The sequence below is a fragment of the Streptomyces sp. NPDC058964 genome, assembly GCF_042741275.1.
Taxonomy (GTDB): domain Bacteria; phylum Actinomycetota; class Actinomycetes; order Streptomycetales; family Streptomycetaceae; genus Streptomyces.
The window spans coordinates 1-14903 of the sequence record NZ_JBHYKH010000201.1 but is presented as its reverse complement, the minus strand read 5'-3'; the positions used below and the strand labels follow the sequence as shown (position 1 = coordinate 14903).

The following is a 14903-nucleotide window of genomic DNA, read 5'->3' as shown; positions in this document are numbered from 1 at the left end:
ATCGACACCGGACCGACCGTCCTGACGATGCCGCAGCTGGCCGACGAGGCGTTCGCGGCGGTCGGCGAGCGCCTCGCCGACCGCGTCGACCTCGTCCCCCTCCACCCCGCCTACCGGGCCTGCTTCGCCGACGGAAGCACCCTGGACGTCCACACCGACGCCGCCGTGATGGAGGCGGAGGTCGAGCGGTTCGCCGGAGCCCGGGAAGCGGCCGGCTACCGGCGGCTGCGCCGCTGGCTCCACCGGCTGTACGCGGTCCAGATGCGCCGGTTCATCGACGCCAACTTCGACTCCCCGCTGGGCCTGCTGACGCCCGACCTGGCGCGGCTCGCCGCGCTGGGCGGTTTCGGCCGGCTGGACACACGCATCGCCCGGTTCCTGACCGACGATCGCCTCCAGCGGGTGTTCTCCTTCCAGTCCCTGTACGCCGGTGTCGCACCGTCGCGCGCCCTGGCCGCGTACGCCGTCATCGCGTACATGGACACGGTGGCCGGCGTGTACTTCCCGCGCGGCGGCATGCATGCCCTGCCCCGTGCCCTGGCCGCCGCCGCTGCCGACGCCGGTGCCGAACTGCGCTTCGGCCAGGAGGTCACGCGCCTGGAGCGGCGGGGCGACCGCGTCACGGCGGTGTGCACCGAGCAGTCGCGCATCCCGTGCGACGCGGTCGTCCTCACTCCCGACCTCCCCGTCGCCCACCGGCTGCTGGGCCGTGGCCCGCGTCGCCCGGTCCGCCTGCGCTACGCGCCGTCGGCCGTCGTCCTGCACGTCGGCACCACCCGCACCTGGTCACACCTCGCCCACCACACGCTGTCCTTCGGCTCCGCATGGCGGCGCACCTTCGAGGAACTGACCAGGACGGGCAGCCTGATGACCGACCCGTCCCTGTTGATCACCCGCCCCACCACCGGCGACCCCGGCCTGGCGCCCCCGGGACGGCACCTGCACTACGTCCTGGCCCCCTGCCCCAACACCGAGGTCGGGATGCCGGCCGCGGCCTGGGAAGGGCTCGCCCCCCGCTACCGGGACAGCCTCCTGGCCACCCTGGAGTGCCGGGGAATGACCGGTATCGCCTCCGCCGTCGAAGAGGAGTGCCTGGTGACACCCGCCGACTGGGCCGAGCAGGGGCATGCCGCCGGCACGCCCTTCTCGGCCGCCCACACCTTCACCCAGACCGGCCCGTTCCGCCCTCGCAACCTCGTGCGCGGCGTCGACAACGTCGTCCTGGCGGGCTGCGGCACCACCCCCGGCGTCGGCGTACCGACCGTGCTGATCTCCGGCAGGCTCGCCGCGGCGCGGATCACCGGATCCACGTCCCCGCAACGCGCGCCGCAGCGCTCCGCGGCCCCGCGGGGGGCGGAGCGATGAGCCGGCGCGAACTCGACGCCGCCGGCATCACCGACCTGGCCCTGCGCGCCGCCTACGAGCGGTGCCGACGGCTCAACGCCCGCCACGGCCGCACCTACTTCCTGGCCACCCGGCTGCTGCCCGCGGCGCGCAGACCCGCCGTGCACGCGCTGTACGGCTTCGCCCGGTGGGCCGACGACATCGTCGACGACCTGGGCGAACCTGCCACACCCGCGCAGCGCGCGGCAGCCCTGGACCGGCTGGAGGCACAGCTGCGGCAGGCGCTCGCCGGGGCCCCACCGGCCGGTGAACCGGTAGTCCTCGCCGTCGCCGACACCGCCTCCCGCCACGCCATCGCCCCGGCCCACTTCACCGACTTCATGGCGTCGATGCGCAGCGACCTCACCGTCGGCGCGTACGCCACCTACGACGACCTGTACGCGTACATGCACGGTTCCGCCGCGGTCATCGGACTGCAGATGCTGCCCGTGCTCGGCACCGTCGTGCCCCGGGCCGAGGCGGCGCCGCACGCGGCCGCGCTGGGGGTCGCGTTCCAGCTCACCAACTTCCTGCGCGACGTCGGTGAGGACCTGGACCGCGGCCGGGTCTACCTGCCCGAGGACCTGCTCGCCGCACACGGCGTCGACCGGGACCTGCTGCGCTGGAGCAGAAGCACCGGGCGCCGGGACCGGCGCATCACGGCCGCACTGCGGGGCGGGGAGGACATGACCCGGGCCGTCTACCGGCAGGCCGCGCCGGGCCTCGCCATGCTGGACCCGGTGGCGCGACCCTGCATCAGGACCGCCTACGTGCTCTACGGGAGCATCCTCGACGCCATCGCCGACGACGGGTACTCGGTGCTGCACCGGCGCGCGGTGGTCTCCCGGCGCCGGCGCGCGGTCGTTGCCGCCGACGGACTCACCAGGGCCGCCGCCGCCCGGCTCGCCGCCCGCCGCAACATCGGGCAGGCCCCCGTCACCGTGACCAGGTCCTGCCCCATCCCCGTCGAGGAGAGCGGATGACCCCCGGCCCGAGCAGGCGCAGGGCCCGTTATCCGCTGCGTCTGCGCCGCCGCCCGGTGCGCTGGGAGCACCAGTCGCCCACGTGGCGGCACGCCCGGCCCGCCGTCATCGCGGGAGCGCTCAAGCGCGCCCTGGCCCGCCCGTCGGGCAACTGGTTCGTGGTGGGCGCGACCGCGGACGTCCCGCCCACCCGCCCGCTACCGGTCACCGTCGCGGGCACGGAGGTCGTCGTCTGGCGCGACGCGCGCGGGCGCCTGGTGGGCGGCCCCGGCCGGTGTCCCCACCTGGGCGCTCCGCTGAGGTACAGCCCGGTGCGCTGCGGCACCCTGGTCTGCCACTGGCACGGTCTGTCCCTGGACGGATCGGCGTACGCGGGCTGGGAGCCGTTGCCCGTCCACGACGACGGCGTGCTGGTGTGGGTGCGGCTGGACGCGGTCGGCGGTGAGGAGCCGACGCCCGCTCCGGTGGTGCCGGTCAGGCCTGCGCTCCCGCGGTCCCTGCACGCGGTCTGGACGGGCGTCGGGACCTGTGAGCCGAGGGACGTCGTCGCCAACCGTCTCGACCCCTGGCACGGCGCGTGGTTCCACCCGTACTCGTTCGTCGACCTCACCGTCGTCCGGGCCCCCGGCGACGGGACGGAAGACGACACCTTCGTCGTCGACGTCTCCTTCCGCCTCGCCCGGCGGATCGTGGTGCCGGTGCGGGCGGAGTTCACCGCTCCCGAGCCGCGCACGGTGCTCATGCGCATCACCGACGGTGAGGGAGCCGGGTCCGTGGTGGAGACCCATGCCACCCCCCTCGGCCCGGACCAACTGGGCCGGCCCCGCACCGCCGTCGTGGAAGCCGTCTTGGCCACCTCCGAGCGGCCCGGCTTCGCCCTCGCCCGCGTCCTGGCCCCGGCCCTGCGCCCCCTGCTGCGCACTGCGGCGGGCCGCCTCTGGCGCGACGATCTCGCCTACGCCGAGCGGCTTTGCGACCTGCGGGTAAGCGACCGGTCACCCGGCTGACCCTGGGCGTGCCGGTACTCCCCGCTCTCCACACCATCAGTGCGTCCTCGCAGGCGAACCAGCGCGCGAAGCGGGCCACGCGGTCAGGGGCATCGTCCGTCACCGGCTCGGCGGCCACCGCTCCCGGTGACGGGATGGCACACGGTGCGGCGAGGAGCAACCGGTCCGATCTCGGGCGGTCGGCCGACAGCGGGTATGGATGAGCAGCCGGCCGAGAACGAACCTGCCCGTGTTCGGTCAACCGCCGACGCCGGGCCACTTCCATGCGTGAATACCGAACCACCAAGCGACAACACTCACGAAGACCAGAACGAAGAGGCCCACGAACAGAACACAGCCGCACCCGCCAAGCAGGACCTGTGCCCGCAGACCCCGGCCGTCGAGGTGTGGTCCGCGTGACGGTGCCTGCGCGTTCGAACCATGCCGTGACGAAAGACGTGGGTGCTGCATGCCTTCATCGTCCGTTCCCGGCCCGCATGCTGCACCTCCGAACGGCGCTGCCCCTGAACGCCACCGACTTCCTCACCGCCGGTCCGCCAACGACGCGGCCGACCACCGGTTGCGTCCAGGGAAGTGGAGCAGCTCGCTGTGCTGGGGAACCGCCCGCCGAACAGTCCTCCCAGGGCGCTGCTCTGGAAGCTTCCGGCGCCCGGCGTTCGTTCTTGGACGGTGACCAGAGCGCAGGCCGACGACGGGCTCCGATGTCGAGTGCGGGTGCCGGGAACGACGAGCCCTTCGTGCCGCACCGTGTCCGGCTGCCGGCATGACGGTGGGGCGCGCGAGCCGCGTAGAACTGCGCGCAGCCACCGGCCCGGCTGAACTGGTCAGGGCGGCTGTGCCCTTGGCCCGGCCCGCGGGGGCCAGGGTGCACAGCGCGTTTGCGATGTTCAACGACGTGGGTGGGGGTCCGGAGGGATCGGCGGTGCGGGATGTGGCGCCGGACGCGTCGTGGACTCTGGCGAAGTACTGGCCGGGTGGGTGGAGGGGCACGGAAGTGATCACGGTTGTGGCACCGATGCGGGTGGCGAACCGCGCCAGGGCGCGGGTGGGTAGGCGGTGAAAGGGGTTGGTGCGGGCGGGGAACAGGACGATGGCATTGCCGTAGTGACCGGCTGCGGCGAGGGGTCCGGTGCGGGTGCGAGAACGGCTTCCGCCTGGTGGGTGAGGCGCCGGTGGCGGGTGATGTGGAGTAGGGCGTTGACGCTGAAGCCGTTGGAGCGGAAGGCGACCGCCGCGGTGACCTTGCGGCCGGTGCGGGCGGCGAGCCGGCCCGCGTGGGCGGCCACGTCAGCATCGGCGCGGGCGCCGGTCAGGATGGCCAGGACGCCACCGCCTCCCGGGCAGCCGGCGGCGGAGCAGGCGTGGACGGGGGCGGGGCGGGGCGGGTGTACTGGTCGGTGGGGGCTGAGGGTGGTCATGACGGCCGTCCTTCCGGATGGTCCGGGCCGGCGGAGGGGGGCGAGGCGTGGGCGCCGGTGGCCGGGTGTGGCTGCGTGTCGGCCGTGTGGTCCGTCTGGGCAGCGGTTTCGCCGCTGTCGCTGTCCTCGCCGCGGGTGGCGATGAGGGACCAGGCGATGGAGACGGTGATGGTGACGGCGATGACGCCGAGGGTGAGGGGGATGGGCAGCTTGCCGACGGGTGTCTCCGAGAGGATGAGCTTGACGCCGGCGAAGGCGAGCAGCACCGCGAGTCCGTAGTGCAGGTAGGCGAAGCGGCGCAGTAGCCCGGCCAGGCAGAAGTACAGGCTGCGCAGGCCGAGGACGGCGAAGGCGTTTGCGGTCCAGACGATGAAGGTGTTGGTCGTGATGGCCAGGACGGCGGCGACGGAGTCGACCGCGAAGATGAGGTCGGTGGCCTCGACCGCGACCAGGACCACGAACAGCAGCGTGGCGATGCGCTTGCCGCTGACGCGGATGAAGAACTTGTCGCCGTGGAATCGCGGATGGGTGGGGATGATCTTCTTGACGAGGCGGACGACGGGGTTGCGGTCGGGATGGACCTCCTCGTCCTTGGAGACGGCCATCTTGTAGCCGGTCCAGATCAGGAATGCCCCGAAGAGGTAGGCGGTCCAGAAGAACACCTGGAGCAGTTCGGCGCCGATGAAGATGAACACCAGCCGGGCCGCGAGCGCGCCGATGACGCCCCAGAACAGGACCTTGTGCTGGTAGGCGTCGGGCACGGCGAAGAAGGAGAAGACCAGCGCGAAGACGAAGACGTTGTCGATCGACAGGGCCTTTTCGATCAGGTAGCCGGCGTAGTACGTCGACGATGCCTCGCCGCCCTGCCACGCCCACAGGATCAGGCCGAAGCCTAGGCCGATGGCGATCCACAGGCCGCTCCACAGCGCGGCCTCGCGGAAGCCGATCACGTGGTTGTCGCGGTGGGCGATCAGGTCGATGGCGAGCATCACGCCGATGGCGAGCGTGACCGCAGCCCATACCCACAGTGGGACGGTGAACGACAGTTCATTCATGGTGGATCGGCTTCCTCGTGCGGGGCGTAATGGCAAGGGCGGACAAGAAGGTGGGAGTAGTGCCCCGGGCCTGGCGGGCTTCGGAGGGCTGCCGGGCCCGGGCGCTGATTCAGTTCGTCCAGGCGTTCACCTCCCCGGTTCAGGCGGGCCGGCGGACAGCGGTGCGGCGGCGGCGCGGGCGCAGTGCGAGGGCGAGGCGCAGGCCGCCGACGACCAGGTCCACGGGGTGCGAGCGCGTGCAGGCCGTTCATCACGCCTCGATCCGTCGTGCTGTGGACAGACGGCGCTGGGCGAACGTCCACACCTTGCGCACCCCCGCGGGCGACAGGTCCGCCGGAGCCAGCTCCACGTCGGCGACAGGTACGGCCTGGCGGGTGGGTGCGACGGCGTAGACGAAGGGGCCGCCGCGTACGGCGGAGGCTTCGATCAGGCTGTGCGCGTCCAGACCGGCCGGTCCCCGGCTGGAGGCCACCACCAGCGGTGAATGGTGGCGTGCGGCCAGGGCCAGCACACCGTCCGCGTCCCGCAGCCTGGGCTGCCCGCCGCTCTCGGCCGGGACGCGGTGAGCGACCGGGATGTAGCCGACCCCGGCCGCACGCAGCCGGGGCAGCACCCGGGCCAGGAACACCGGCGCTGCCTGCGCGTCCGCACGGGGGCGCTCCGGGGATCTGCGACGGCGTGGGCAGGACGGCGACCAGCAGCACCGGAGTCTTGCGGGGAGCGGCCAGCCGCACGGCCGCGTCCACCACGGCCAGGTCGTCGGGACCATTGGTCACCAGCGCGGTGACCGGGTGCGGCAGGGACAGCGGCAGCACAGGAGAGCCGGTGTCTGCCGGGCGGGTCAGGGTCGGGATGGAGGTCTGGGAGGACATCAGGACCCCCTTTCGGCAGGGTCGAAGAGGGTGGTGAGGGCGCGTCCAGCGGCACCTGCCCCTCTGATTCCCATCAGCAGTTACGCGAAAACTTTTTCGTAAATCTATTTTCGCGAAACTTTGTTGATCATGCGAAGTCGGCTTCGTATGATGAAGGCCATGAGCCAGCCCTCCAGCCCGCGCGGCGGCCAGTGGACCTTCCTGACCAACCATGCCCGGGTCCTGATCGCCCTCGCCCGCGACCCCGAGGCGCGCGGACGTGACGTCGCCGACGCCATCGGCATCACCGAACGCGCCGTCCAACTGATCGTCGCCGACCTCGAAGCGGCCGGATACCTCACCCGCGAGCGCGTCGGCCGCCGAAACCGCTACACCATCGATCCCACTGTCGCCCTGCGCCATCCCAGCGAGGCCGACCACCCCGTCGGCGACCTCCTGGCCACCTTCCTGCATCGCGAGGACGCTCCCGTCGCCGATTCCCAACGTACGGCCTCGTAACCGGCGCTCCCCGGGCAGCCGGCACCGGGGAGTGCGGCAGCCGGTCCCGGCCGTCCTCTCCCTGTGGGGCGGCGGGACCGATTCCTCTTGCCCGAGGCTCAGCGGGGCGGGCAGGGCACGGCCAGCGGCGCCCACGGCACCGGCGGGACCGCGTGCACGAACGGGCCGCCACGGATGGCGGCGGCCTCCATCACCGTGCACGCATCCAGCCCCGCCGGCCCGCTGTGCGATACCACCAGCAGCGAGCAGCCGTTGAGGATCGCCGCGTCCAGCAGTGCCTTCGCCGCATGCAGCCGCCCGCCGCCGCGCGCAGCGGGACGGTGGTAGACGGCCGACCGATGGGCGATCCCCGCACGGGCCAGGCGCGGCAGGGCCCGCCCGACCACCGCACGGACCGCCGTCGAGTCCGGGCGGATGGTCTCGGTCCTGGGCGGCGGTGGAGGCAGCACCGCAATCAGCAGCAGCGGTGCACCGCGTGAGGTGGCGAGCCGGACGGCCGTGTCCACCACGGCGGTGTCATCGAGACGGTCGGCCAGCACCGCGGCCACCGGGAACCGCCGGCGGGCGACCGGGGCGGTGGCATCCGACGCGGGTGAGAAGCTCGGGCGAGTGGTATTCATGACGATCGCGCTTTCCGGGAGAAGTGGAGGGGACGCTTCCAGCCTCCCGGTCATGCCGAAAGTACGTCAACATTTACGCGAAAGATTTTTCGCGTAACCTCTATCGCACATATCTGAGGACCGAGGCCCCGGCCGGGCCGGAGATCATCGTCCCGCGCCGACCGACCCGGGTCGACCTCCGCCGGGCCTGGCGGCACCGCCGATCCCGAGCTGATGGAACGCCTTCAGTGGCAGGTACTCGGCCCCGCCGCCACCGACATGGTGGACACGCCCGTTGCGCAGACCGAGGGTCAGGCGGACGACGTTGTGGCGGCGCTGCTGGCGCAGGCCCGACAAGGAGGGGGACGCGTGATCCCGCTGCCACCGCACCGTACGAAAGGGCCCGGCGTGCTTGGAGCTGAAGGCCCGGGCCAGGCCGGGCTGTTCGGCCGCCGGCCCGGCCCCCGGGGGCGCCCGACGAGGAGGCATCCGACCAGCAACCGGCGATCAGGACACCCGGCTACTGGGCCGAAATCAATCTCGGCGTCAACGGCTGTGCCGATGCCACCGAAGCAGGTAGACCTCCGGCCAGGATCAACGGTTCAGCGTTAGCCGCTGTAACCGATGTTCCCGCTGGCCACCGGCTGTGGGGCGTGACCCTCCCGAGCGCGGAACGGGCCTGAACGCGCGACCGCCCCCTCTTCGGCTTCGAAACGGGGGCGGTCGTCGTTGGACGGTTACCAGCCTCGTGCGCGCCACTCCGCGAGGTGGGGCCGCTCCGTGCCGATGGTGGTGTCGTTGCCGTGGCCGGGGTAGATCCACGTCTCGTCGGGCAGGACGTCGAAGAGCTTGGTCTCCAGGCCGCCCATCAGGGAGTCGAACTCTTCCGGAAGTGTTGTCCGACCAGGCCCCCCCGGGAAGAGACAGTCCCCGGTGAAGACGTGCGGGTGGCCGTGCGGGTCGTCGTAGACCAGCGCGATCGAACCCGGGGTGTGCCCGACCAGATGGCGCGCGGTGAGCTCCACGCGCCCCACCCGGATCACGTCGCCGTCGTCGACGAGGACATCCGTCGGCACGGGGATGCCGTCGGCGTCCTCCCGCCCGGCGTACGTACGCGCGCGCGTGGCCGCCACGACGTCGGCGAGCGCCTGCCAGTGGTCGCCGTGCTGATGCGTGGTGACGACGGACGCGATGCCGTCGTCACCGATCATGCCGAGCAGGGTCTGCGCCTCGTTGGCGGCGTCGATCAGGAGCTGCTCGTCCGTGGCCCGGCAGCGCAGCAGATAGGCGTTGTTGTCCATCGGACCCACCGCGATCTTGGTGATCATCAGGTCCTTGAGTTCGTGCACGTCCGCCGGTCCGCCGACCGTCACCTCACCGCTGTACGTCATGGCGGCAGCCTATAGCGGGGAGGCGGCCCGGGACCGTGTCCACGTGCTACAGCGGGGGGAGCGCCGGCAGCGCGCCGCCCTTCACCGTCAGCCCGGAGCCGTCGCGTCGGCCGGCGAGCCAGCCGAGCAGATCGGCGGCCGTCCCCTCCACCACGATCGGGCCGCCGGCTGTGCCGCCGCCCGTGGTCCAGCTCCGGCCGCCCTCGGCGACCAGGCTGGTGGAGGGCACGTTCCGGTGCCCGGCGAAGCGCTCCGCGAGGAAGTCGATCTCCCGTTCGGTGAAATCCGCCGGAAGATCCTCCAGCTCGTACCCGATCCCGAGGTCCACGTGGTGGAGGCCGACCTCGGCCCAGCGCCGGAACGGCACCCGGGAGGCGGAGTCGGTCACACCGTTGCGCAGCTCCACGGTGCGTGACCAGTCCGCGGGAGCGGCCCCCACCGCCTGGAAACGGGCGTCGCTCTCGCGCAGGTCGGCGAGCTGGACGTCGAGGGCGCGCGGGGCGTCCCGCTCGATGTCGGCGTCCCTGGCCTGCGCGGAGGCGTACATGGGACGTCCCTCCAGGACGTTCACGAGCGCATCCGCATTGCGGGCGAGGTGGGCCAGGACATGACCGCGGGTCCAGCCGGGAAGCCGTGACGGCTCAGCGGCGGACGCGTTGTCCAGTGCGCCGGCTGCGGCGAGGAGTCGCTCGGTCGCGTCTAGTACGGACGCCAGGTCACGCGCGTGATCAATCATGGGGCCGACCCTAGCTCCGCCACTCCTTCGGGTGAAGGTGGCGGACTGGGACCGCAAATCGAATGTGCGTGCTATATGGTCGGGTGCGGCGTCGGGCATGCTGGATGACCGGGGATTGTTATGCAACCGGGAATCCGACCGGCGTTGTCAGTGGCTCCCCCTAGTCTGAAGAAGGACGGGGGCCCCGCCCCTGTCACTTCTCTCAAGAAAGGTGCGGACCGGCGTGGCCGACCGTCTCATCGTCCGTGGCGCGCGCGAGCACAACCTCAAGAATGTCTCGCTCGACCTGCCACGCGACTCGCTCATCGTCTTCACGGGCCTGTCGGGGTCGGGCAAGTCCTCGCTGGCGTTCGACACGATCTTCGCCGAGGGCCAGCGGCGTTACGTGGAGTCGCTCTCCTCGTACGCCCGGCAGTTCCTCGGCCAGATGGACAAGCCGGACGTCGACTTCATCGAGGGCCTCTCCCCGGCGGTCTCCATCGACCAGAAGTCGACCTCGCGCAACCCGCGCTCGACGGTCGGCACCATCACCGAGGTCTACGACTACCTGCGCCTGCTCTTCGCGCGCATCGGCAAGCCGCACTGTCCCGAGTGCGGCCGCCCCATCTCGCGCCAGTCGCCGCAGGCCATCGTCGACAAGGTCCTGGAGCTGCCGGAGGGCAGCCGCTTCCAGGTGCTCTCGCCGCTGGTGCGCGAGCGCAAGGGAGAGTTCGTCGACCTGTTCGCCGACCTCCAGACCAAGGGGTACAGCCGCGCGCGCGTCGACGGCCGGACCGTCCAGCTCTCCGACCCGCCCACGCTGAAGAAGCAGGAGAAGCACACCATCGAGGTGGTCGTCGACCGCCTCACGGTGAAGGACTCCGCCAAGCGCCGTCTCACCGACTCCGTGGAGACCGCGCTGGGCCTGTCCGGCGGCATGGTCGTGCTCGACTTCGTCGACCTCCCCGAGGACGACCCCGAGCGCGAGCGCATGTACTCGGAGCACCTGTACTGCCCGTACGACGACCTGTCCTTCGAGGAGCTGGAGCCCCGCTCCTTCTCCTTCAACTCGCCCTTCGGCGCCTGCCCCGAGTGCACCGGCATCGGTACGCGCATGGAGGTCGACGCGGAGCTGATCGTCCCGGACGAGGACAAGTCCCTCGACGAGGGCGCCATCCACCCCTGGTCGCACGGGCACACCAAGGACTACTTCGGCCGCCTGATCGGCGCCCTCGCGGACGCGCTCGGGTTCCGGACGGACATCCCCTTCGCCGGTCTGCCGCAGCGGGCCAAGAAGGCCCTGCTCTACGGCCACAAGACGCAGATCGAGGTCCGGTACCGCAACAGGTACGGACGCGAGCGCGTCTACACCACGGCCTTCGAGGGCGCGGTCCCCTTCGTCAAGCGCCGGCACAGCGAGGCCGAGAGCGACGCCAGCCGCGAGCGGTTCGAGGGCTACATGCGCGAGGTGCCCTGCCCCGCCTGTGAGGGCACGCGTCTGAAGCCGATCGTCCTCGCTGTCACGATCATGGAGAAGTCGATCGCCGAGGTCTCCGGCATGTCCATCAGCGACTGCGCGGAGTTCCTGGGCGAGCTGAAGCTCAGCGCCCGCGACAAGAAGATCGCCGAGCGGGTGCTGAAGGAGGTCAACGAGCGGCTGCGGTTCCTGGTCGACGTCGGCCTCGACTACCTGTCGCTGAACCGCGCGGCGGGCACGCTCTCCGGTGGTGAGGCCCAGCGCATCCGCCTGGCCACACAGATCGGCTCCGGCCTGGTCGGCGTCCTGTACGTCCTGGACGAGCCGTCCATCGGTCTGCACCAGCGGGACAACCACCGGCTGATCGAGACCCTGGTCCGGCTCCGGGACATGGGCAACACGCTCATCGTCGTCGAGCACGACGAGGACACCATCAAGGTCGCCGACTGGGTCGTCGACATCGGCCCGGGCGCGGGCGAGCACGGCGGGAAGGTCGTGCACAGCGGCTCCCTCAAGGAACTGCTCGCCAATGCCGAGTCGCAGACCGGCCAGTACCTGTCCGGCAAGAAGTCCATCCCGCTGCCCGACATCCGGCGCCCGCAGGACCCGTCCCGCCGGCTCACCGTGCACGGTGCGCGCGAGAACAACCTCCAGGACATCGACGTGTCCTTCCCGCTGGGCGTGTTCACGGCTGTCACCGGGGTGTCCGGCTCCGGCAAGTCGACGCTGGTCAACGACATCCTGTACACGCACCTGGCCCGCGAACTGAACGGTGCGAGGAACGTCCCCGGACGGCACACGCGCGTGGACGGCGACGACCTCGTCGACAAGGTCGTGCACGTCGACCAGTCGCCCATCGGCCGGACCCCGCGGTCCAACCCGGCGACGTACACCGGCGTCTTCGACCACGTCCGCAAGCTGTTCGCCGAGACGACCGAGGCGAAGGTCCGCGGCTACCTGCCCGGCCGCTTCTCCTTCAACGTCAAGGGCGGCCGCTGCGAGAACTGCGCGGGCGACGGCACCATCAAGATCGAGATGAACTTCCTCCCGGACGTCTACGTGCCGTGCGAGGTCTGCCACGGCGCCCGCTACAACCGGGAGACGCTGGAGGTCCACTACAAGGGCAAGTCCATCGCCGACGTCCTGAACATGCCGATCGAGGAGGCGACGGAGTTCTTCGAGGCCGTCCCCGCGATCGCCCGCCACCTCAACACGCTGAAGGACGTCGGACTCGGCTATGTCCGGCTCGGGCAGTCCGCGACCACCTTGTCCGGCGGTGAGGCCCAGCGCGTGAAGCTCGCCAGCGAACTGCAGCGCCGTTCCACCGGCCGTACGGTCTACGTCCTGGACGAGCCGACCACCGGTCTGCACTTCGAGGACATCAGCAAGCTGCTGAAGGTGCTGTCCGGCCTGGTCGACAAGGGCAACACGGTCATCGTCATCGAGCACAACCTCGACGTGATCAAGACCGCCGACTGGATCGTCGACATGGGGCCGGAGGGCGGCGCCGGCGGCGGTCTCGTCGTCGCCGAGGGCACGCCGGAGGAGGTCGCCGGCGTTCCGGCCAGCCACACCGGCAAGTTCCTGCGCGAGGTCCTCGGCGCCGAGCGGATCAGCGACGCGGCCTCGGTGCCGGCCCCGCGCAGGACGGCGGCCAAGAAGACGGTCGCGGCCAAGACGACCGCCAGGAAGACGGCCACGGCCCGGACGACCAGGACCGCCAACAACAAGGCGTCGGACAAGGCGGCCGCGGTCACGAAGAAGGCGGCACCCGCGAAGAAGACGACACGGGCGCGCAAGGCGTGAGCCCGGCGGCCACGTCCTGACAAGTCCTCAGAAGCACGGCGCCCCGCGGGAACTTCCCGCGGGGCGCCGCTCGTTCCACCATCAGCCGCCACGGCCCTGCGGTTCGCCAGGTCCCGCGAACCGTGCGGCAGGCCGAACCTTGACAACAGCACCAGTGTCGCAAGAGTCCCTAGAAGTCCCCGAGTTCGGCGGCGAACGGCGGTTCCGCCCCCGCCCGTGAGCAGGTCACCGCCGCCGCGCGCGCCGCGAACCGCAGCAGCCGTGTCCAGCCGTCGGCGCCCAGGCCGGCGAGCCCCTCGGGGGAGAGGGCGTCCTGTGTGGACAGGCCGTGCAGCAGGGCCGCGTTCACCGTGTCGCCGGCGCCGATGGTGTCGACGACCTGCACCTTCTCGCCCGGCACGGAGTGCTCGGCGCCGTCCCGGGTGAAGGCCGTCAGCCCGTCGCCGCCCCGGGTGAGCACGACGGCCGAAGGTCCCGCGGCCAGCCACTCGCGCGGGGTGCCACCCAGCCACTCCGCGTCCTCCTCCGAGACCTTCAGCAGCGTCACCGCAGGCAGCCAGCTCCTGAACCGTGCCCGGTAGGCGTCCGCGTCGGGGATCAGACCGGCCCGGATGTTCGGGTCGAGTGCGGTGAAGAGCCCCCGCGCCGCCGCGGTCCGCATCAGCTCCTCGTAGGCGCTCGCTCCCGGTTCCAGGACGAGCGAGCAGGTGCCGAAGGACACCGCCCGGGCCGGGGCGGGCAGGTCGGCGGGAGCCGTGAACAGGCGGTCGGCGGTGCCCTCGACATAGAAGGAGTAGGCGGCCGAGCCGTTCCAGTCGAGGGTGGCGACCGCGAGGGTGGTCGGCTCCGCGCCGCGCTGCACACCCGTGACGTCCACGTCCGCTCGTCGCAGCCCGTCGAGCAGGGCCTCGCCGAAGGCGTCGTACGACGTGCGGGAGCAGAAGGCCGTGGGGGAGCCGAGACGGCCGAGGGCCACGGCCGTGTTGTACGGGCCGCCGCCGAGCGCCGGCTGCAGCCCCGCGAGGGCACCGGTGCCCTGCGGTACCAGGTCGATCAGTGCCTCACCGGCGACGACGATCACGATTCGGTTCCTTTCCTGGGCTGGTCGGCAGCCCGCGCGGGCCGCTCCGGGCAGCCGCACGACGTGCGGTGGACGAAGGCACAGGGCAGTCGCACGGTCCGGGCCGGCCGGTCCGGTGCGGCGAGACGGTCCAGCAGCACCCGTACGGCCCGCGCGCCGATCTCTCTGCTGGGCTGGGCGATCGCGGTGAGCCGGGGCGAGAACAGGTCCGCCCAGGCGAAGTCGTCGAAACAGCACAGGGCGACGTCGTCAGGCACGTTCAGGCCGCGTGCGCGCAGGGCACGCAGGGCGCCGATGGTCATCGCGTTGTTGGCGGTGACCAGCGCGGTGGGCGGCACCGGCAGGGACAGCACGGCGGTCGTGGCCCGTTCGCCGCCTGCCGCCTCCGAGTCGCCGTGGACCAGGAGCCGTTCGTCGTAGGGCAACCCGGCGGCGGCGAGGCCGTGCCGGTACCCGGTGATCCGCTCACGCGTCGTGCTGAACCCCCGCCGGCCCGCCACCAGACCGATCCCGCGGTGGCCGAGCCCGGCGAGATGGGCGACCAGCTGTGCCATGGGGGCCGCGTTCTCGGTGCAGACCTGGTCGAAGGCGAAGGAGTGGCCGGCCGGTGCCTCGACC

14 protein-coding genes are annotated in these 14903 nt (G+C 71.7%); 5 read left to right on the top strand and 9 right to left on the bottom strand.

The features are described 5' to 3' along the window. From crtI to ACFW2E_RS23840, 3 genes are all read left to right on the top strand, one after another. Positions 1-1365: phytoene desaturase family protein (gene crtI / locus ACFW2E_RS23850; protein ID WP_384469105.1), on the top strand; the 1365-nt coding region annotated here is incomplete at its 5' end. After that, on the top strand, positions 1362-2366 hold the full coding sequence (locus ACFW2E_RS23845; RefSeq protein WP_384469104.1) for a phytoene/squalene synthase family protein: 1005 nt from the start codon (positions 1362-1364) through the stop codon (positions 2364-2366). The genes crtI and ACFW2E_RS23845, both read left to right, overlap by 4 nt. Further along, positions 2363-3373, top strand: a complete 1011-nt coding sequence (locus tag ACFW2E_RS23840; RefSeq protein WP_384469103.1) for a DUF5914 domain-containing protein — start codon at positions 2363-2365, stop codon at positions 3371-3373. The genes ACFW2E_RS23845 and ACFW2E_RS23840 overlap by 4 nt, the downstream gene beginning before the upstream one ends. Before the next feature lie 998 nt (positions 3374-4371). On the opposite strand, the gene ACFW2E_RS23835 is transcribed toward ACFW2E_RS23840, so the two are convergent. The 3 genes from ACFW2E_RS23835 to ACFW2E_RS23825 all read right to left on the bottom strand — a co-directional run bounded on the left by ACFW2E_RS23835 (position 4372) and on the right by ACFW2E_RS23825 (position 6474). Further along, positions 4372-4791, bottom strand: a complete 420-nt coding sequence (locus tag ACFW2E_RS23835; protein WP_384469102.1) for a hypothetical protein — start codon at positions 4789-4791, stop codon at positions 4372-4374. Then, entirely contained in the window at positions 4788-5846 is a 1059-nt protein-coding gene (locus ACFW2E_RS23830) for a TerC family protein (protein ID WP_384469101.1), read from the bottom strand. The genes ACFW2E_RS23835 and ACFW2E_RS23830 overlap by 4 nt, the downstream gene beginning before the upstream one ends. Positions 5847-6096: 250 nt before the next feature. Next, the gene (locus ACFW2E_RS23825; RefSeq protein ID WP_384469100.1) at positions 6097-6474 is read right to left on the bottom strand and encodes a hypothetical protein; all 378 of its coding nucleotides are present in this window, start codon (positions 6472-6474) and stop codon (positions 6097-6099) included. A gap of 403 nt (positions 6475-6877) precedes the next feature. Here ACFW2E_RS23825 and ACFW2E_RS23820 point away from each other — a divergent pair, with 403 nt between their 5' ends. Beyond that, positions 6878-7216: a helix-turn-helix transcriptional regulator gene (locus ACFW2E_RS23820; protein ID WP_384469099.1), complete on the top strand. Its 339-nt coding sequence runs from the start codon at positions 6878-6880 to the stop codon at positions 7214-7216. 98 nt (positions 7217-7314) lie between these two features. Here the strand turns inward: ACFW2E_RS23820 and ACFW2E_RS23815 are convergent, their stop codons facing one another. From ACFW2E_RS23815 to ACFW2E_RS23800, 4 genes are all read right to left on the bottom strand, one after another. Beyond that, positions 7315-7836: a universal stress protein gene (locus ACFW2E_RS23815; protein ID WP_384469098.1), complete on the bottom strand. Its 522-nt coding sequence runs from the start codon at positions 7834-7836 to the stop codon at positions 7315-7317. Positions 7837-7980: 144 nt separating this feature from the next. After that, entirely contained in the window at positions 7981-8304 is a 324-nt protein-coding gene (locus ACFW2E_RS23810; protein WP_384469097.1) for a hypothetical protein, read from the bottom strand. Between the two features lie 248 nt (positions 8305-8552). Continuing rightward, positions 8553-9206 (bottom strand): MBL fold metallo-hydrolase, encoded by a 654-nt coding sequence (locus ACFW2E_RS23805; protein WP_384469096.1) that lies wholly within the window; start codon positions 9204-9206, stop codon positions 8553-8555. A 46-nt stretch (positions 9207-9252) separates the two neighbouring features. Beyond that, positions 9253-9942, bottom strand: coding sequence for a maleylpyruvate isomerase family mycothiol-dependent enzyme (locus tag ACFW2E_RS23800; RefSeq protein ID WP_384469095.1), 690 nt, complete (start codon positions 9940-9942; stop codon positions 9253-9255). Between the two features lie 223 nt (positions 9943-10165). Here ACFW2E_RS23800 and uvrA point away from each other — a divergent pair, with 223 nt between their 5' ends. Continuing rightward, on the top strand, positions 10166-13204 hold the full coding sequence (gene uvrA, locus ACFW2E_RS23795; RefSeq protein WP_384469094.1) for an excinuclease ABC subunit UvrA: 3039 nt from the start codon (positions 10166-10168) through the stop codon (positions 13202-13204). Between the two features lie 169 nt (positions 13205-13373). Here uvrA and ACFW2E_RS23790 read toward each other — a convergent pair whose 3' ends face one another. After that, positions 13374-14285 (bottom strand): carbohydrate kinase, encoded by a 912-nt coding sequence (locus ACFW2E_RS23790; RefSeq protein WP_384469093.1) that lies wholly within the window; start codon positions 14283-14285, stop codon positions 13374-13376. Further along, on the bottom strand, positions 14282-14903 hold a 622-nt coding region (locus ACFW2E_RS23785; RefSeq protein WP_384469092.1), incomplete at its 5' end, for a substrate-binding domain-containing protein. The genes ACFW2E_RS23785 and ACFW2E_RS23790, both read right to left, overlap by 4 nt.

Coding starts and splice junctions, on each gene's coding strand:
- ACFW2E_RS23845 (WP_384469104.1), top strand. CDS start 1,362: ATGAGCCGGCGCGAACTCGACGCCGCCGGCATCACCGACCTGGCCCTG.
- ACFW2E_RS23840 (WP_384469103.1), top strand. CDS start 2,363: ATGACCCCCGGCCCGAGCAGGCGCAGGGCCCGTTATCCGCTGCGTCTG.
- ACFW2E_RS23835 (WP_384469102.1), bottom strand. CDS start 4,791: ATGACCACCCTCAGCCCCCACCGACCAGTACACCCGCCCCGCCCCGCC.
- ACFW2E_RS23830 (WP_384469101.1), bottom strand. CDS start 5,846: ATGAATGAACTGTCGTTCACCGTCCCACTGTGGGTATGGGCTGCGGTC.
- ACFW2E_RS23820 (WP_384469099.1), top strand. CDS start 6,878: ATGAGCCAGCCCTCCAGCCCGCGCGGCGGCCAGTGGACCTTCCTGACC.
- ACFW2E_RS23815 (WP_384469098.1), bottom strand. CDS start 7,836: ATGAATACCACTCGCCCGAGCTTCTCACCCGCGTCGGATGCCACCGCC.
- ACFW2E_RS23810 (WP_384469097.1), bottom strand. CDS start 8,304: ATGCCTCCTCGTCGGGCGCCCCCGGGGGCCGGGCCGGCGGCCGAACAG.
- ACFW2E_RS23805 (WP_384469096.1), bottom strand. CDS start 9,206: ATGACGTACAGCGGTGAGGTGACGGTCGGCGGACCGGCGGACGTGCAC.
- ACFW2E_RS23800 (WP_384469095.1), bottom strand. CDS start 9,942: ATGATTGATCACGCGCGTGACCTGGCGTCCGTACTAGACGCGACCGAG.